The organism is Acinetobacter sp. YH12132 (genome assembly GCF_013418645.1).
GTDB classification, from domain to species: domain Bacteria; phylum Pseudomonadota; class Gammaproteobacteria; order Pseudomonadales; family Moraxellaceae; genus Acinetobacter; species Acinetobacter indicus.
The window spans coordinates 137957-157275 of record NZ_VPBR01000004.1; the positions used below are offsets into that span (position 1 = coordinate 137957).

Genomic DNA, 19319 nt, shown 5'->3' on the forward strand with positions numbered 1-19319 from the left:
ATAGCGTGTAGTATAAAGAGCTTTCAGGCCCACGTACATTAGTTCGTAACGTGAGTTCCTTCTTTTTCACCCATAACCACTGAAAGTAAAGCACCGGCTTTATTCATATCAAATACCTGTAACGGTACATTGTGGTCACGACATAAGCAGATTGCGGTTAAATCCATCACGCCGAGCTTTTCATCTAACACCTGATCGAACGTCAGGGTGTCATATTTCACCGCATCTTCGTATTTGCTTGGATCTTTATTATAAACGCCATCTACCTTGGTGGCTTTCAGAATCAGATTGGCTTCAATTTCAATACCACGCAAGCAGGCAGCTGTATCTGTAGTAAAGAACGGGTTACCTGTACCGGCAACGAATACGCACACTTCACCTTGGGTTAAGTGGCGAATAGCATCACGGCTTGAATAAGATTCTACAACGGTACCAATTGGTAGTGCTGAAAGCAGACGTGTTTTAATGTTACGGCGTACTAAAGCATCACGCATGGCCAGACCGTTCATCACAGTTGCCAACATACCCATCTGGTCACCAGTCACACGACCGACCAGACCGTCTTTTTGTAACTGGCTGCCACGGTACAGGTTACCGCCACCAACCACAATGCCGACCTGCACACCCAGACCGACCAGGTGTGCAATTGCCAAAGACATCTGATCAAGGATTTGGGCATCAATCCCCATATCCTTGTTACCCGCCAATGCCTCGCCTGAAAGCTTCAGCAAAATACGTTCATAACGTGGTTTTTTAGAATCCAACATCATCAAACTCCAAAGTATTTAATTTAAATTTTTTATGTATATCAGTACTTAAGCAGATTTGATCGCAATCAGCTTGGCAAATAAATCGTATTCATCTGCATCGGTAATTTCGACTTCAAGCAAATCGCCTGCTTTAATTTTTGACTTGTCGATATCTTCAACAAACACGTTACCATCAATTTCAGGTGCATCTGCATAAGAACGCGCAACGGCAACCGGGAATTCTTCTTCCAGATCATCCACCAGCACAGTCATGGTCTGACCAATGCGTTTTTGCAGTTTTGCAGCTGAAATTTCCTGCTGCACCTGCATGAAACGTTCATAACGTTCCTGCTTGATTTCTTCCGGCACATGATCTGGTAGATCATTCGCGGTTGCACCTTCTACTGGTGAATAGGTGAAGCAACCGACGCGGTCAAGCTGCGCTTCTTTCAACCAGTCCAGCAACATCTGGAAGTCTTCTTCGGTTTCACCCGGGAAGCCAACCACGAAGGTGGAACGAATCACCAGATCCGGACATTTTTCACGCCATACGTTTAAGCGCTCTAGTGTATTTTCACTGTGCGCCGGACGTTTCATCAGCTTGAGGATTTTCGGACTGGCATGCTGGAATGGAATATCCAGATACGGCAAGATTTTACCTTGCGCCATCAGGTCAATCACAGCATCGACATGCGGATAAGGATAGACATAGTGCAAACGGACCCAGATACCCAACTGGCCCAGGGCTTCACACATGTCATAGAATTTGGTTTTAACCGGCTGGCCGTTCCAGAAATCTAGCTTGTATTTGGTATCCACACCATAAGCTGAAGTATCTTGAGAAATGACCAGAACTTCTTTTACACCAGCACGTTTCAGCGCTGCGGCTTCCTCCAGAACAGAACCGACCGGACGGGAAACTAAATCACCACGCATGCTCGGGATGATACAAAAAGTACAACGGTGGTTACAGCCTTCTGATATTTTCAGGTAAGCATAATGTTTCGGGGTTAAACGGATCCCCTGTTCTGGCACCAGATCAATAAACGGATTGTGCTTTGGTGGCTCCGGCACATACTGATGCACGGCATCCATAACTTCTTCATAGGCTGCTGCACCAGTCACTTTTAAGACATTCGGATGCATTTGACGAATCTTGTCTTCGTCTTTACCTAAACAGCCAGTCACAATGACGCGACCATTGGCATTCATGGCTTCGCCAATGGCGTCTAAAGACTCTTGTACTGCAGATTCAATAAAACCACAGGTGTTAACCACGACTAAATCAGCACCGTCATAATCCGATGCGACATCATAACCTTCAGTCTTTAACTGAGTTAAAATTCGTTCAGAATCTACCAATGCCTTAGGACAACCTAAAGAAACAAAACCGACTTTGGGGGACTTCATGAATCTGCGCTCCACTAGAATGCGCGTATTGTATGACTTTTCTGGCCATAAAAATAGAGAAATAGCCCACTCTTTGCATAATGCACCAAAATACAACCACTAAAGCCGGCTTATACACAATATTGCACCATTTTGATTCACTTTTGGTTTACAGCACTGGCGTTATCCGCTATACCTGAATCAACCCGTCCATTTCAGCGCATTTTTCTCATAAATTGGCTTGATTTACAGGAATTTGAACAAAGTTGGCGTGCATTTTGCTTAATTTGCATCATTAACGTTCTTAATTCAGAAACTATTGCTTTATGAAGATGCCATTGCGCTATTTTAATACAGGATGCCACCGCTAATGGATCAAAGCCCGGCTATCGACTATCGCCTTTTAGTGGACAATTTGACCACTGCCATTTTACTGGTTGACAGCAACCTGAATATTTTTTACCTCAATTCCTCTTGTGAGGCGCTGTTTGATATCAGTTTATTACGTGCTGCCGGACAGCCGGTAATGAATTTACTGCATCTCCCGACCGATGAATTTAATACCTACGAAGCACTACAGAATACTTTAAGCACCGGACAGCCTTATACCCGCCGTGAAGCCACCATTAATGTCAACTTTAAAGACATTCATGTCGATTACACCGCTTCGCAGCTGAATGCCGGCAAAAGCTATCATCCTTTATTGCTGATTGAGCTGAATCCGATTGACCGGATGCTGAAAATTTCCAAAGAAGAAAACCTGATTCAGCAGCATCAGGTGGCGCGGCAGCTGGTGCGCGGCGTGGCGCATGAAATTAAAAACCCGCTGGCCGGCATTCGCGGTGCAACCCAGCTACTGGCGCGCAGTCTGAATGACTCTCAATATGCAGAGTTTACCGACATTATTATTAATGAAGTCGATCGGCTCAGAAATCTGGCCGACACCATGCTCGGTTCACGTCAGTTACCGAGTTACGAACTGGTCAATATTCATGAACCATTGGAACGCGTGCGCTCGCTAATTGCCAACCAGACCAAGAAAAAAGTCAAAATCATCCGGGATTATGACCTGTCGTTACCGGAAGTGATGGCGGATCGTGACCAGCTGATTCAGGTCATGCTGAATATTAGCGTCAATGCGGTACAGGCCATGATGGAAAACAAGGAGTTCTTTGTAGAACATCAGCCCGAACTGATTTTAAGAACTCGTATTCAGCGCCTGGTCACCATTAATGGCGTGATTCATCGCTCGGTGGTACGGGTCGATATTGAAGACAACGGCCCCGGTGTGCCGGAAGAAATTATTGAATCGGTGTTCTATCCGCTGGTTACGGCACGCGCCAAAGGCACCGGACTGGGCCTGAGCATCGCACAGAATATTATGCATCAACACAACGGAATGATTGAGTGCCAATCTGTTCCAGGAAAAACAATATTTAGCTTATATATACCTTGGGAGTCTAACCATGTCGCGAAATAAAATTTGGGTAATTGATGATGATCGTGCCATGCGCTGGGTACTGGAAAAAACCTTCAAGGAAGAGGGCTTTGACGTCACCAGTTTTGAAGAAGCCCAATCTGCTCTGGAGCAACTGGGTGTCGATGCACCGGATGTAATCCTGACCGATATCCGTATGCCGGGTATTGATGGCCTGACCTTCCTCGGTAAAGTCAAAGCCAGCTATCCAGATTTACCGGTGATTATCATGACTGCACATTCGGATCTGGAATCTGCAGTGTCGAGCTATCAAACTGGTGCCTTTGAATATTTGCCAAAACCGTTTGATATTGATGAAGCGCTGGCGCTGGTGAATCGTGCCATTTTGCATATCACCAAATTACAGCAACAGGAATCAGCCAAAACCGCACAGCCCATTCAGTCGACCGAAATTATTGGTGAATCACCGGCAATGCAGGAAGTATTCCGTGCCATTGGCCGTTTATCACAATCGCATATTACCGTACTGATTAATGGTGAATCGGGTACCGGTAAAGAACTGGTGGCACATGCCCTGCATCGCCATTCACCGCGTAGCAGCAAACCGTTTATTGCGCTCAACATGGCCGCCATTCCGAAAGACCTGATTGAAACCGAATTATTTGGTCATGAAAAAGGTGCCTTTACCGGCGCCAACACCCAGCGTCAGGGCCGTTTTGAACAGGCCAATGGCGGCACCTTGTTCCTGGATGAAATTGGCGATATGCCATTTGAAACCCAGACCCGTTTATTACGTGTTTTAGCCGATGGTGAATTCTACCGTGTCGGTGGCCATATTCCGGTGAAGGTAGATGTGCGTATTGTTGCAGCAACGCACCAAGATCTGGAAAAGCTGGTACACGAAGGCCGTTTCCGTGAAGACTTGTATCACCGTCTGAACGTGATCCGGATTCATATTCCAAAACTGGCGCATCGCAGTGAAGATATTCCAATGCTGGCGCAGCACTTCCTGGCGCGTGCCGGTAAAGAGCTAGGCGTGAGTCCGAAAATCTTGCGTCCGGAAACCCAGGAGTATATGCAGCAACTGCCTTGGCAAGGCAACGTGCGCCAGCTGGAAAACACCTGCCGCTGGTTAACCGTCATGATTACCGGCCGTGAAGTCTATCCGGAAGATTTACCTTCGGAACTGAAACAGATTCCAATTGAAAAATCAGGCGATGTACCGTCCAATCTGCATTTAGACCGCGTCTCGATCCATCACTGGGATGAGCTGCTGGGTCAATGGGCCGTACAGAAACTGAAAAACGGCGAAATGAAAATTCTGGACATCGCCACACCGATGTTTGAACGCACCCTGATTAATGCCGCGCTGCAACAGACCCGTGGCCGCAAACGCCATGCCGCTGAACTGCTGGGCTGGGGACGCAATACCCTGACCCGCAAGCTGAAAGAACTGGGCATGGACAGTGCTGATGATGATGTCGAGGAAGAAATTGAAGGCTAAACCAGTCTCATCTTCATGATAAAAATAAGCTCCTTCAGGAGCTTATTTTTAATTGGATTCCGGCACAGCAATGCCGATATAACGTGATAAATCCTGCACGCCCAAATCGGTGCGAATAATCAGATAATGCGGAAAGCTGGCTGTGGTCAGTTCCTGAAACATATTCAGCTGATCATCATATGCGTGAATTTCATCGACACTACGCGCCATGGTTGCTTCAAATACATCGGCAATATATTCAAAACCCAAATCCAGCGCCACAAACAGCGTATGCTCACAGGGCTGAATATACTGCTCTTGTGACCAGTCAATAATCGCCTGCTGGCAGCAAGGACAAATCACGTTGGCATCGGCATCGGGCTGTTGAATCAGTTGATAAGACATGTATTGATCATCTCATGGACTTTATCCTTAGTGTAAAGGATTTGTAGCCATAACTTAAGCTCGCCACGCATCACAAAGGCGAAAAGAGACGCTGCAAAAACCGCACAAATCAAATTGACAGCCCAGAACAATCATAATTTAATCTGCTTATCGTTGCATAAATGGAATAACTACACATGCTTTCGGACCTCGATGATTTTTACTGCTTTGCCCAGGTGGTTGAGCATGGCGGTTTTAGCGCCGCAGAACGTGCAACCGATATCCCCAAATCCAAACTGAGCCGCCGTGTGCACAATCTGGAAGAACGTTTGGGCGTGCGCCTGATTCAGCGCAATTCCCGCCATTTTGCCGTAACCGATATTGGCATGAACGTGTATCGACATGCACAGGTGATGGCCAATGCCGCACAGGCAGCGCATGATCTGGTTGATCATCTGAGTATTCAGCCGCGCGGCCTGATTAAAGTTAGCCTGCCGGTCTCCATTGCCCAGAATGAAATGTCCAGAATTCTGCCGGAATTTTTAAAGACCTATCCGGAAATTAAAGTCCAGCTTCTGGTCAGTAACCGCCGGGTTGATCTGATTAATGAAGGGATTGATCTGGCCTTGCGTGTGCGTAGTAACCTGGATGATGACCCAAATCTGGTGATTCGTACCTTTGAAACCATTGAACAGCATCTCTTTGCCAGTCAGGCCTATTTAAACCAGCACGGTGATCTGAAACAGCCGGAAGATCTGGCCAAGCACCATATTCTCAGTATGGCCGATGACCATGTCGATCAGCATATTGTGGTTTATGATGAACATCAGCAGCAGAAGAAAATTAAAGTCAACCCGACCGTAATGGGCTCGGATCTGATGCTACAGGCACAACTGGCCCGTCAGGACTGTGGAATTGCCCTGCTCCCGGACAATATTGTGGAACCCTATATTCAGTCAGGCGAACTGGTACGCGTGTTACCAAACTGGCGTGCGCCGCACGGGGTTTTTCATGCCGTGTATCCATCCCGTCGCGGCCTGTTACCGGCAGTACGGGTGTTTATTGATTTTCTGGTGGAAAAACTGTCACAGCGTTAAAGCCAACTCAAATTTCAGGCAAAAAAAAGCTTATCCAGGGATGGATAAGCTATAAAAACTAGAAACTACAGCAAGAATCTATAAATACATAATATGTACAAAAGACAGCATTAACAAATAGCTAATTTATATCACTTAATACTTTTAAAGTATAAATAAGCCGTTTTATAGCTAGATTTCCGGGTATTCTCCAGTACCTTCCGGCCACGGCGACAGCACTTCAAAGCCGGTTTCAGTCACGGCAATCATATGTTCCCACTGTGCAGAAAGTGATTTATCGGTGGTCACGACGGTCCAGCCATCATTGAGCTCTTTGACTCTGGAGCCGCCGGCATTGACCATCGGTTCAATCGTGAACACCATACCTGGCTTGAGTTGTAGCCCCTGACCCGGCTGGCCATAGTGCAGTACACTTGGCTGTTCATGATAAATTTTACCAATACCATGCCCGCAATATTCACGCACCACTTTATAGCCGGCCTGCTGCGCGACAGTTTGAATTGCATGACCAACATCGCCTAAAGTCGCACCCGGCTTCACCGCATGAATCCCTGCGACCATCGCCGCATAGGTGGTTTCGACCAGCCTTTTCGCTTCCGGCTTGATCGTGCCGACGTAATACATGCGACTGGTATCGCCGTAGTAGCCGTCTTTAATTACCGCCACATCAATATTGATAATATCGCCATCTTTAAGCACAACCGACGCAGATGGAATACCGTGACAAACCACTTCATTCGGTGAAATACAGGTGGTTTTGGTATAGCCGCAATAGCCAACATTGGCCGGAATCACCTGCAAGGTATTGACAATATAGTCGTGGCACAGGTCATCTAGATATTCAGTGGTCACGCCCGGCTTGATATGCTCCCCGATCATCGCCAAAACCTGAGCAGCCAAACGACCTGAAATACGCAATTTTTCTAAATCCTGCTCGGTTTTAATCGATACGGCAGACGCTCTCATGCTTAAAATCCCCTATGAAACATTTGCTTAGTATAGTCCTTTTCAGTGACTTTTGTTTGATCACAAGCGGTTCCATCTGCCACAAACCCACTACTGCTTAAATATTCAACAATTAAAAACCTTTATATTTATTGACTGTTTTTTCAAATTTATCTTTTGATATTTAACAGTTTTCATCTTTTAAAAATTAAATCAACAATATAGTTTCACTAATTTTTGACAACCCGATCAATTTCCCAAGCCAAGATATAAAAATAATTCATAAGATTTATAAAATAAATTAGCCAAAGCAGTTGCCATGTTCTAGAATCGCTTTCTTTTGTTTAACCGATCTATCTCCCTTATGACGAGTTTACGTACACGGGATATTATTGCCTTAGGTTTAATGACCTTTGCACTATTTATCGGTGCCGGCAATATTATCTTTCCGCCTATTGTTGCACAGCAGGCAGGTGAACACGTTTGGTTAGCAGCTTTCGGCTTTTTAATTACAGCCGTGGGCTTGCCGGTGTTGACCATTATTGCCCTGTCTCGTGTAGAAGGTTCGATCCAGCTTTTAAGTTCGCCACTGGGCAAAGCAGCAAGTCTGATTTTAACCGTGGTGTGTTATTTAGCGGTAGGCCCTTTATTTGCCATTCCCCGTACCGCAACCGTTTCTTATGAAATTGGTTTCTCCTCTTATTTTGGTGCAGCCCCGAGCAGCTTGCTGATTTACAGTCTGATCTACTTTATTGTGGTGACTATTGTTGCGCTGTATCCAAACAAGATTCTGGATACGGTGGGTTATTTCCTGTCGCCCCTGAAAATTTTATCGTTAATTATTCTGGGTGTTGCAGCAACGTTCATTCCCGCGGGTCATATTCCGCCAGCCATTAATAACTATATCAACAGTCCAGTCTCGGAAGGTTTCGTCAATGGTTATTTAACCATGGATACCTTGGGTGCCTTGGTATTTGGTATTGTGATTATTAATGCCATGCGTTCGCGTGGGGTCAGCGATAAAAAGCTGATGACCAAATACGCCATGATTGCCGGACTGATCTCTGGTATCGGTTTAACCCTGGTGTATTTAAGCCTGTTCAAACTGGGCTTAGGCAGTCATGAAGTAGCACCGAATGCAACCAATGGCGCAGTGATCCTGCATGCCTATGTGCAACATGCTTTTGGTGACTTAGGTTCCCTGTTCTTAAGTGCCATGATTTTCATTGCCTGTATGGTAACCGCGATTGGCCTGACCTGTGCCTGTGCAGAATACTTCTCGCAAATTACCCGCATTAGGTATCGTACTTGGGTATTTGTCTTAGTCGGTTTCTCACTGGTGATTTCCAACCTCGGTCTGACCAAACTGATTGCACTCTCAGTGCCGGTATTAAGTGCGATTTATCCGCCTGCGATTGTAGTGATCTTACTGGGCTTTTTCTGGAAAAACTTCCATTCTCCAGCGCGTGTAATTCGTCCGGTCACCGCAGTAGCCTTATTCTTTGGCGTGATTGATGGCTTAAAAGTGGCGGGGTTAGATGGCTTTTTACCAGAAGCTTTACTGAACTTACCGTTAAGCGCGCAAAACCTGGCCTGGCTGATTCCATCTACCATTGTCCTGCTGATTTGTATTGTGATCGACAAGGTTAAACACTAAGCCTTAACCCGAGTCGTTAAAGTCTGGTTTTACCCAAACCCGATTTTAAATTGCTCAATAATGGTCAAGTTTTACCCAAACTGACTCTTATTGTGTCACTTTCTTTCAGTCTGGTTTAGCTCATTCTTGCTCAACTTCCAGGTCAATTGAAGTAAGCTCATCCACTTTCGCTTCTCCTCATTCTCTGAAACCCTTCAATTCAGCGCAATGCTGCTCTTTACCCTCTTTTTGCATACCTTCTACCAAAGCCTAATAGCTGCCCTATTGTTAAGCTGGCATAAATAATGCTACATCTTTACTCACTTCTTTACAGTGATGCCCTAATATTCCGTAAATAAATGAACTGAATTTGAGCATTTATTTATACACACTATGTTCTTTTAAAATATTGCGATAGGCGCTTGAAATACACTGCAATTCGCAGTACAACTAAACAAACTAATCCGATCAAAATAGTCTGTTTTTGATCAAAATACAGGAGGGATGGAGATGTTATCATTACATTTCAATAAGCAAGTCTTCATTAACGCTCTGAAGGCAAATAACAATTTAGTGACTTTCCTCAGCACCACCTTTGCGCTGCTGCTGACGCTGGTCTTTCAAGGATTGATTCAGGGTAACCTGAAACCCGCATACTTTATCTACGCACTAATCGTCTGTATCGCCTTCTATATTTGGGCTGTGGTCGATGAAAAATATCGACAGCCGGCTCCCATTGATCAGCACAACTCTTAATTTTTAACCGACCCAGATGGATGAGCCTTCATCCATCTACTCAGAATCAGAAAAATAGCTTTTTATACTGCTTGGCAACACACCCTTAAGCCCATAAATATAATCCCGCACCCACCACCAGTAGCAAGGTGGCCAGTACCTCACCCAGTACCAGCAGCAACATCGCCAGACTCATTAAACTTTTTGGCAGATGCCATTTGCCCAACTGATGCGGAGTTTTAAACTGATTGGTGGTGTCCTTTAAATAACCATGCAGTGCATAACTCAAGATTGAAAAAGCAAAGAAAAACAGGTTAATTGCCACCAGTAGCAAATTCAGTTCGGTGGACCATACCGAAAAATAAGCCATAGCCGCCAGAATCAGACTGGCCGGCGCATAGAGCAAACTGCTACGATGCGCAATATCGACATAATAATGAGCACGCGCCTGCGGTGAATGCCGAATCTGCCAATATTTCCACACCCCAGTCAGCATGCCCACCCATAAAAATATACCGCTGGCCAGAATCGCCCCTTTCACCGCAACATCAAGATCCATTGCATTCATTTCGTTTTGTCCTTATTTGAATTGCCTTACTGCATGACCCCGAAGTCAGAGATTGCAACCGCATTCACAGCAAACTCCTTTACATTAGAGTCATTCACTTTTTTAATATTCATCCTATGACTTCGTTTGATCCCGTCCATATCACCTGCGCAGATGGCTATCAGCTGAGTGGCCGCTTCTATACCCATCAGGCTGAAAAGCAGCCTTACCCAGTTCTAATTTGTCCCGCCACCGGTATTACTCAAGGGTTTTATCATCCTTTTGCCGAGTGGTTAAGCCAGCAAGGTTATGACGTGCTCAGTTTTGATTTTCGTGGTATTGGCGGCTCTTTACAAGGGAAATTAAAGCACTCGCAAGCCAGTATTGTCGATTGGGGACAACTGGATATTGCAGCCGGTATCGAGCATGTATTGCAACTCAGCCAGGCCGAACAGGTGATTTTATTGGGACATAGTGCTGGCGGCCAGCTGCTGGGGATTTGCCCCAACCATGCCAAGGTAGCCAAAGTTGTAGCGGTATCGGGTTCGACTGGTCATGTCAAAGGTCTTAAGGGACGCACCAAATTACTGGCGCCGCTGATGTTTCAGGTCATTTTCCCAATTGCTCGTATTACCCATGGATATGGCCCGACCCAGGCTATTGGTATGGGTGAAAATTTACCGAAAAATGTGGCCCGGCAATGGGCAGAGTTTTGCGGCAAACCCGGTTATGTGATCAATGCTATTGGTAAAAGTGTATTTGAAGATTTTCATGCTGACATCCGTAGCCCGATGAGCGTGCTCTGGAGTTCCCATGATGAAATTGCCACTGAAGCCAACGTCAAAGATTTACTGCGCCTTTATCCCAATGCTCCTACCCGGATGATTGAACTAAAACCACAGCAGTATGGTCATAAAACAATTGGTCATATGCTGATGTTTAAACGCTCTCACCAGAACCTGTGGCCGGTGATTGCGGCCGAGTTACGTATCTAAAACTGTAACGCTCTTGAAAAAAGATGAGCTTTAAATAAACACCAGAACAGAAAAAGCCCCACATCAGTGAGGCTTTTTTAATTTACCAACTTTTGGCAATTAAGCGTAGGTAATCATCACGGTTTTAATGCGATTACCTTCCAGCTCGGTGACTTCAAAGTGCACGCCCTGATAGTCCAGATGCGTACCGACTTGAACATCACCCTGGGTTTTGTCCAGAATCAGGCCAGCAACACTAATATAGCCTGCATCTTCTTCCACCAGATCCAGCATACCCAGTTCCAGCTCAAGCTGATAAACGTCCAGCATACCGGTCGCTTTCCAGGTGGTCTCGTTAACACGGATTAAATCTGGCTGTTCATCGGCATCCGGGAATTCACCGGCAATCGCTTCAAACACATCCAGCGGCGAAATCAGACCTTGCACATTACCAAACTCGTCACTCACCAGCACCAATGAACCTTTTGAAGTACGTAAAGTATTGATCGCATCAATAACTTTCATTTTTTCAAAAATGTAAATTGGACGATGACGTTTCACCAGCGCCTTAAAGGCTTCTTCATCATCTAGCACATCCAGTAGCTCTTTGGCACGAACAATACTGATGACTTTGTCAAGGCTACCACGACACACTGGGAATAAACTGTGCGGTACCGACAATACCTGCTCACGAATCTGTTCTGGTGTATCTTCAATATTCACCCAGGAAATCTGGTTACGCGGCGTCATAATCGACGCAACCGAACGTTCTGCCAGCGTTAATACGCCGCCAATCATATAACGCTCTTCATGCGCAAAGGTTTCTTGTGCTTCACTTGAATGCATGTCCGTAGTTTCAATACGGCCGCCCATTAACTTCAGAATCGAATCTGCAGTACGGTGACGCAGCGGAATTTTCGCTTCATGTTTTGCCGCATTACGCTGCCCAAACTGGTTAAAGGCTTCAATGGCAATGGCTACACCAATACCTGAATAGATATAACCTTTCGGAATGTGGAAACCAAAACCTTCTGCAATCAGGCTGATACCAATCAACAGCAGGAAGCTTAAACACAAGATTACCACGGTTGGATGACGGTTAACAAAGGCTGTTAGCGGTTTAGACGCCAGTAACATGACCGCCATTGCTACAATCATGGCGGCCATCATCACATAGATGTTGTCGACCATACCAATTGCGGTAATAACAGAGTCTAAAGAGAATACGGCATCCAGGATTACGATCTGGGCAACCACTGCGGTGAAGCTGGCATAAACCACATTGGTGGTCACTTTAACTTCCGGCTTGCCTTCCATCTTCTCGTGCAATTCGGTCACGGCCTTATAGACCAAGAACAAACCACCGAACAGGAGAATCAAATCCCGCCCTGAGAATGTTAAATCAAATATCGAAATAAGCGGTTGAGTCAAGGTGACTAACCAAGAGATTGCGAATAATAACCCCAAACGCATGAGCAAAGCCAAAGACAAGCCAATCACACGGGCTTTATCACGCTGCTCAGGAGGTAATTTTTCTGCCAGAATGGCAATAAAGACTAGGTTATCAATACCTAGAACAATTTCTAAAATAATAAGTGTTATTAAACCAACCCAAATTCCCGGATCTAATAAAAACTCCATTAGTTCATCTCTCCGATAGGGTTAGCGTGTAATTCGAAATGTAGACCTGGGCCCGGCGACGGATCCATAAATTTAACCTTTTCAACTGTAGATAAAAATATTATGCATAATCTTCTATTTTTGTAATCATTTTTTCGGAATTTTTTTGGTAAATTCCTGTATTGGTTAAATTAAGCCAAGTTTTCTGCTTAAAAAAAGTACAAGTTTGTAATTAAATTTCAGGTTTTATTAAAACTTCCAAAGAGAGATAAATGACTGCAATCAGAGCAAAAATCGGGGCTAGATTTCACAACTTAAATATAAATATTTGATTTTTATTATTTTATTAAAAAATAAATTCCAAGATATTATTTTTCTATCTAAAAGACTCAAATTTCTAGTATTGAGATAAATGCAGCCCAGTTTGCAATTTGTTACTTTTACTTAAACGGTTTGAAAGTAAATCCTGAAGAAAGATAAGCAAGTCCCTAACCTCAATGCTTCACTCTTAACATCATCATCATGATCATTTTCATGCAAAAAATAACGAATAAAAATATATGACAATACAACAAATATACGTTTATCAAAGTACTGCGCGAGAGAGGTGTCACGCTCTATCAGTTGCTATTTCAAGCAGAAAAAAACAGCCAATTAAGATCAAGTGAAATTGGTTGTTTTTTAGGAGACAAGACCTTGGGGTGTTTTGGGCAGAATGATTGCTGGATAAAACCTTCATCCTCATTACTCATCTAAACCACTTTAAAAATACGCATCTTTAAGATGAAATACTGAAGTTTACACAGAAGATTATGACCATTTATCAGGACTAAAATAGGGATGATCTCTCCCTAACTATCCCAGTCTAAGCCAGCTGATCTCCCGATAAAAACGCTTTGACTGAGCCTTTTATTGACGAATACGATTAAAACGACTTGCTAAGCATATGACATTTCAAATAAAATGTGATGGGATTTCACACAAATACAATTAAAAATGCAAGGAATAACTAAATGACCAAGAAATATTCCAAATTTCTGCCTTCTACTGAAGACTTCAATATTGAGCAGTTTCCTTATTACTGGGTAACCCAAGTCCATGCTCAATATGTGTTAAATGTCGATCATGCACTCAAGAAATATGGTCTGGATAACTCACGCCGCCGCATTCTGATTGCGCTAAAAGCCAAACCGAATGCCAGCGTTTCCGACCTGTCAGACATGGTGGTATCAAAGATGTCGACCACCACCAAAATTGTCTATCGCCTGAAAGAAGAAGGCCTGGTGGAGACCTACTCCTGTGAAGATGATGCGCGCATCACCCGGGTTATTCTGACCGATCAGGGCCATGCCATGACCGAAAAAATCAATGACCTGACCGGTGTGGTACTGGAACAGTCCTTTGAAGGTTTAACCCCGCTACAGATTGAAAAAATGATGGATAGTTTGCGTCATATTTTTAATAACTTATCGCGTTAATCATCCAGCATTCTGTACACTGTTTATGACAAAGAATCGAAAAAGTTCAGTTGGGGGCTAACTTTTTCGATTTTTATTTTTGGTACATGCGAGCATTCAAATTCTTCAACCGGAAAACCTTCGACAAAACGCTGAATATCCGGCTGAGTTTGGCCAAGCCATTCCTGCAAACGTGCATGTGGAATCACAATCACCGAACGTTTGACATTGCCCGGCTCATGAAAGTCTTTCATCATTGGGTGGTCGATCGCGTCCATGGTAATCATGGTGCAGGAACGAATAATCTCATCCTGAATTTTGCAAATTTCATATAAAGCCGCAATATAAAACGCCTGCCCATCTTTACGGCGCACGCCCCAGCGCTGCGGTTTATTGTCAATATATTTGGATTCATAAAACTCCGTTACCGGAATGACCCCAAACTTGCGTTTCAGCACCGCTTCCTGAAAGCTGGGTTTCTGTAACAGGGTTTCATTACGGGCATTATAGGTTTTATGGGCAATACTCTTATCTTCCGCCCACTTCGGCACCAGACCAAACATCACCTTACGCCATTCCAGTCCCTGTTCAGATTTGAACAGTAAAGGCAAGTGATAACCCGGATAGACCTCATCTTCATATTCAAAAGGAATATCCGGGAGATTTAAATCCTGTCGCTGTTGTGGTGTAAGCGGTTTAAAGTTGGCACACATGACAATATGGCTGCTCAGTTTAGACAGCTCTATTATACGCCTTCAGGCGGTTAAGTTGCGTCTGTGCTTTAACTGGGTAGCGTTAACCAGTGGGTGCGACAAAACTCCTCCAACACCCATTGACCATTAAAACGTCCCAGACCTGAATTTTTCTCACCGCCAAAAGGTGCATTCGGATAATCGGCTACGGTAATGGCATTGATATGCGTCATCCCGACATCAATCTTTAAAGCAAAAGCTTTGGCACGTTCAATATTGGCGCTACAGACCGCGCTCGATAAGCCAAAACGTGTGGCATTGGCCAGCATCAGTGCTTCAGCTTCATTTTGCGCTTTAATCACCGGCAGTACCGGCCCAAAACTTTCTTCTTGCGCCAGACTCGACGCCGGGTCAACATCAATAAAAATATGCGGTGGAATCACATGACCGCGCGTGGCACCTTGCAGTACCAGCGTCGCGCCAGCCTCTTGCCCTTGCTGAATAATATGCTGAATCTTCTGCACCTGATCACGGTTAATAATTGGGCCAATCACTGTAGTATCTTCATTCGGATCACCAAAAGGAATGCTTTTACTGCGTTCAACCAGTTTACCGACAAAACTGTCATGCACTTTTGCATCGACAATAATGCGATTGGTACTCATACAAATCTGACCCTGATGCAAAAAGCGCCCCATCACCGCCAGTTCTACCGCCAAGTCCAGATCGGCATCATCCAGCACCACCAAAGGTGCGTTTCCGCCCAGCTCCAGCGCCAGCCGTTTTAAATTGGGACTGCTCACTGCTAGCTGACCCACGCGCTTGCCCACTTCGGTAGAACCGGTAAAGGAAATCAGTTTCGGCACTTCATGTTCAACAAAATAATCGCCGATTTCACTACCTGCACCTGCCAGCACACTAAGGCTGCCCATCGGAGCACCGGCTTCTTCAAACAGTTTCGCCAGTAGCAGGCCACCGGTAATTGGCGTATCACTGGCCGGTTTCAGTACCACAGTGTTGCCCAGCGCCAGTGCTGCAGCCACCGAACGCATACTTAAATGAAAAGGAAAATTCCACGGGCTAATTACCGCCACCACACCCAGCGGTTTACGTACCGCATAGCTTTGACGGGTCGGATCGGGAGATGGTAGTTCCTGAGTTAACATGCGCTCCGGGAAAGTCGAGCTTTCTTTTAAAATGCCTATTGCTGCATCGACTTCAATATTGGCTTTTAAACGGGTACTGCCCGATTCCTGAATCAGCCAGTCGATAATTTCCTCCCGACGCGCCTGAATAATCTCAATCACACGCAGCAGCAGGTTTTTTCGTGCTTCAGCTGAACTGTCTGCCCACCTTGCAGCATACTCCAAAGCCGCCGCATAGGCACTGTCGACCTCGACAATACTGGCACCTTGTAATTTTAAAATGCTTTCTTGGGTATAAGGATTCAGATTGTCCAGGATTCGGGTTGAAGTGCCCTTGATCCATTCACCGGCAATAAACTGTTGATCAAGAAATTGATACGCGCCCATAACATCTTCCAGATTTTGATGATTTCCCTCACTCTAAAAGGTCTGCACAGAAAGTTCTAGTGCTATTCGGTGTGTAATTATTGCCATAAAAAAAGCCTTCCGAAGAAGGCTTTTTTAGATCAGGCAAATTCAGGATTAGTCACCTGTATAGCCTTTTAATTTTAAACGTGCTGCGTGCAATAGCGGCTCGGTATAACCTGCTGGCTGCTCGCCACCTTTGAAGATCAGGTCAGACGCTGCCTGGAATGCAACGTTGTTGGCAAAGTCTGCTGCCATTGGCGTGTACAGTGGATCGTTGGCATTTTGCTCATCCACAATTTTCGCCATACGTTGCATCACTTCTTCAACCTGTGCACGCGTGACGATACCGTGACGTAACCAGTTAGCAACGTGCTGAGAAGAAATACGTAAAGTTGCGCGGTCTTCCATAAGGCCAACATCGTTGATGTCTGGAACTTTCGAACAGCCCACACCCAGGTCAACCCAACGAACCACATAACCTAGGATACCCTGACAGTTATTTTCAAGCTCTTTCAGTTTCTCTTCGTCAGACCAGTTGGTGTCTGTTGCCAGTGGTGGCGTTAACAGGTCATCTAATGGCAGCGCTTCAGTCGCAAGCAGTTCCTGCTGACGGTTCGCGACATTAATTTGATGGTAGTGAATCGCGTGAACCACTGCACCTGTTGGTGATGGAACCCATGCACAGCTTGCGCCCGCTTCTGGATGTTCAGTCTTGGTTTTGTACATGTCTAGCAGCATGTCTGGTTTAGGCCACATGCCTTTACCAATCTGTGCTTTACCACGTAAACCGGTTTGCAGACCGACCATCACGTTACGGTTTTCGTACGCCGGGAACCATTTTTGGCCTTTGATTTCGCCTTTACGAACGAATGGACCCGCTTCCATGAAGGTATGGATTTCGTCACCAGTACGGTCCATGAAACCTGTGTTAATGAAGATGGTACGGTCTTTCGCCTGTGCAATACAGTTCTTCAGGTTCACAGAAGTACGACGTTCTTCATCCATGATACCAATTTTTAAAGTCTTCGCAGGTAAGCCCAGCGCCTGTTCAGCACGCTCGAATAGTTCAACTGCAAATGCCACTTCTTCTGGACCATGCATTTTTGGCTTCACGATGTACATTGAACCTTTACGCGAGTTCTTGATCGTGTTTTCACCGCGGATGTCAGCCACGGTAAGCAGTGGTGTTACCAATGCATCCATGATGCCTTCATAAATTTCTTCACCATCGACCAGAATCGCCGGGTTGGTCATCAAGTGACCTACGTTACGAAGCAGCATCAATGAACGGCCATGGACCTTGGTTTCACCGCCTTCAACATTTTTGAAGGTACGGTCAGCATTGAGTTTACGGGTAATGGTTTTACCATTTTTCTCAATCGACTCTTCCAGTGTACCTTTCATCAGGCCTAACCAGTTACGGTAGCCTTCTACTTTTTCTTCAGCATCAACCGCTGCAACAGAGTCTTCCAAGTCTTGGATTGTTGTTACTGCAGCTTCAAGAACTACGTCTTTAACACCAGCAGCATCAGTTTGGCCAATTGGGCTGTTGGCATCAATCTGGATGATGACGTGCAGGCCGTTATTTTTCAGCACAACTTCAGTTGGTGCAGCCGCTTCGCCATTATAACCGACAAATTTAGCAGCATCTGCAACAGTCGTAGTTGAGCCATCTTTCAGGCTAACAACCAGTGCATTGCCTTCAACCGCATATTTTGTTGCATCTGCGTGTGAACCTTGCGCCAACGGGAAAGTTTCATCCAGGAAGTTTTTCGCGAATGCGATAACTTTCTCACCACGTTTCGGGTTATAGCCTTTGCCTTTTTCTGCGCCATCTTCTTCAGAGATTACGTCAAAGCCGTATAGTGCGTCATATAGAGAACCCCAACGTGCATTGGCTGCGTTCAGGCAGTAACGCGCATTACGTACAGGGACAACCAGCTGTGGGCCTGCCAGTAATGCAATTTCTTCATCTACATTTTCAGTCGTAATTTGAAAATCTTCTACTTCTGGTAATAAGTAGCCAATTTCAGACAAGAAAGCTTTGTAAGCTTCTAGTTCAAATGTGTTATTGCGATGCCATTCGTCAATCTTCGCTTGCAGATCATCACGTTTGGCAAGCAATGCCTTGTTCTTAGGCGTAAGGTCGACAACGACTTGCTCAAAGTTTTTCCAGTAGGTGTCACTGTCTAAACCAGAACCTGGTAATGCTTCATTTTCGATGAAATCGTAAAGTTCTTTAGCAATCGCTAACTTGCCTTTTTGAATACGTGCAGTCATTGTCTTTCCTGATATTGCTACTTTTTATACAAGAGATTCTAGTATACCGATTTATATTTGGCTGAATAGTATTATCACATTGCTAAATAGTGATCATTTTTTATTAAATAAATATTGTTATTTAAAAATAAAATAATCTTAGGATGTGACATTATCATTAAGCGAAATATATAACCTACAGTGTATAAAGTTTTTGAAATGTCGGAATTAGACTTAAGTTCAGAATTGTAAAGAAAATTCGGCACTTCAGCCCTTCCGGGTTTTATTATTAGCCAAGATTAAGCCATGAATTGAACAAAATGTCGATAAAAGCAGCAAAGATTTTTTGCTACAAAAAAAG

General features: G+C 44.8%; 16 protein-coding genes. 7 read left to right on the plus strand and 9 right to left on the minus strand.

The features are described from left to right. Positions 1 to 38 precede the first annotated feature (38 nt). Together pyrH and rimO are read right to left on the minus strand one after the other, a co-directional pair. Positions 39 to 767 carry a UMP kinase gene (gene pyrH, locus FTU67_RS06280; protein ID WP_005177594.1) on the minus strand — a complete coding sequence of 243 codons (729 nt, stop codon included), beginning with the start codon at positions 765 to 767 and terminating at the stop codon, positions 39 to 41. A 48-nt stretch (positions 768 to 815) separates the two neighbouring features. Then, positions 816 to 2159: a 30S ribosomal protein S12 methylthiotransferase RimO gene (gene rimO, locus FTU67_RS06285; protein ID WP_005177586.1), complete on the minus strand. Its 1344-nt coding sequence runs from the start codon at positions 2157 to 2159 to the stop codon at positions 816 to 818. 349 nt (positions 2160 to 2508) lie between these two features. Between rimO and glnL the strand changes: the two genes are divergently transcribed. Together glnL and glnG are read left to right on the plus strand one after the other, a co-directional pair. Beyond that, entirely contained in the window at positions 2509 to 3618 is a 1110-nt protein-coding gene (gene glnL / locus FTU67_RS06290; protein WP_005177582.1) for a nitrogen regulation protein NR(II), read from the plus strand. Then, the gene (glnG, locus tag FTU67_RS06295) at positions 3605 to 5080 is read left to right on the plus strand and encodes a nitrogen regulation protein NR(I) (protein ID WP_005177581.1); all 1476 of its coding nucleotides are present in this window, start codon (positions 3605 to 3607) and stop codon (positions 5078 to 5080) included. The genes glnL and glnG overlap by 14 nt, the downstream gene beginning before the upstream one ends. Positions 5081 to 5128: 48 nt before the next feature. Here glnG and FTU67_RS06300 read toward each other — a convergent pair whose 3' ends face one another. After that, positions 5129 to 5464 (minus strand): hypothetical protein, encoded by a 336-nt coding sequence (locus tag FTU67_RS06300; protein WP_180056811.1) that lies wholly within the window; start codon positions 5462 to 5464, stop codon positions 5129 to 5131. Between the two features lie 176 nt (positions 5465 to 5640). On the opposite strand from FTU67_RS06300, the gene FTU67_RS06305 reads away from it, so the two are divergent. Next, entirely contained in the window at positions 5641 to 6540 is a 900-nt protein-coding gene (locus FTU67_RS06305) for a LysR family transcriptional regulator (RefSeq protein WP_075168197.1), read from the plus strand. Positions 6541 to 6711: 171 nt separating this feature from the next. On the opposite strand, the gene map is transcribed toward FTU67_RS06305, so the two are convergent. Next, complete coding sequence (gene map, locus FTU67_RS06310) at positions 6712 to 7506, minus strand: type I methionyl aminopeptidase (RefSeq protein WP_171431941.1); 795 nt, start codon at positions 7504 to 7506, stop codon at positions 6712 to 6714. Positions 7507 to 7849: 343 nt separating this feature from the next. Between map and brnQ the strand changes: the two genes are divergently transcribed. After that, positions 7850 to 9142 (plus strand): branched-chain amino acid transport system II carrier protein, encoded by a 1293-nt coding sequence (brnQ, locus tag FTU67_RS06315; RefSeq protein ID WP_160241350.1) that lies wholly within the window; start codon positions 7850 to 7852, stop codon positions 9140 to 9142. A 489-nt stretch (positions 9143 to 9631) separates the two neighbouring features. Then, complete coding sequence (locus tag FTU67_RS06320) at positions 9632 to 9877, plus strand: hypothetical protein (protein WP_016658209.1); 246 nt, start codon at positions 9632 to 9634, stop codon at positions 9875 to 9877. Between the two features lie 85 nt (positions 9878 to 9962). Here FTU67_RS06320 and FTU67_RS06325 read toward each other — a convergent pair whose 3' ends face one another. Next, complete coding sequence (locus tag FTU67_RS06325) at positions 9963 to 10424, minus strand: hypothetical protein (RefSeq protein ID WP_005177567.1); 462 nt, start codon at positions 10422 to 10424, stop codon at positions 9963 to 9965. Positions 10425 to 10540: 116 nt separating this feature from the next. On the opposite strand from FTU67_RS06325, the gene FTU67_RS06330 reads away from it, so the two are divergent. Further along, positions 10541 to 11398 carry an alpha/beta fold hydrolase gene (locus tag FTU67_RS06330; protein ID WP_180061556.1) on the plus strand — a complete coding sequence of 286 codons (858 nt, stop codon included), beginning with the start codon at positions 10541 to 10543 and terminating at the stop codon, positions 11396 to 11398. 99 nt (positions 11399 to 11497) lie between these two features. Here FTU67_RS06330 and FTU67_RS06335 read toward each other — a convergent pair whose 3' ends face one another. Then, positions 11498 to 13018 (minus strand): transporter associated domain-containing protein, encoded by a 1521-nt coding sequence (locus tag FTU67_RS06335; RefSeq protein WP_005177562.1) that lies wholly within the window; start codon positions 13016 to 13018, stop codon positions 11498 to 11500. 992 nt (positions 13019 to 14010) lie between these two features. Here FTU67_RS06335 and FTU67_RS06340 point away from each other — a divergent pair. Continuing rightward, the gene (locus FTU67_RS06340) at positions 14011 to 14475 is read left to right on the plus strand and encodes a MarR family winged helix-turn-helix transcriptional regulator (protein WP_005177561.1); all 465 of its coding nucleotides are present in this window, start codon (positions 14011 to 14013) and stop codon (positions 14473 to 14475) included. Positions 14476 to 14498: 23 nt separating this feature from the next. Here the strand turns inward: FTU67_RS06340 and FTU67_RS06345 are convergent, their stop codons facing one another. The 3 genes from FTU67_RS06345 to FTU67_RS06355 all read right to left on the minus strand — a co-directional run bounded on the left by FTU67_RS06345 (position 14499) and on the right by FTU67_RS06355 (position 18979). Further along, positions 14499 to 15167, minus strand: a complete 669-nt coding sequence (locus FTU67_RS06345; RefSeq protein ID WP_005177558.1) for an SOS response-associated peptidase — start codon at positions 15165 to 15167, stop codon at positions 14499 to 14501. Between the two features lie 68 nt (positions 15168 to 15235). Next, complete coding sequence (locus FTU67_RS06350) at positions 15236 to 16678, minus strand: aldehyde dehydrogenase family protein (RefSeq protein ID WP_180061557.1); 1443 nt, start codon at positions 16676 to 16678, stop codon at positions 15236 to 15238. 135 nt (positions 16679 to 16813) lie between these two features. Next, a complete protein-coding gene (locus tag FTU67_RS06355; RefSeq protein WP_005177554.1) occupies positions 16814 to 18979 on the minus strand; it encodes a malate synthase G in 2166 nt (721 codons plus the stop codon). Positions 18980 to 19319: the final 340 nt, after the last annotated feature.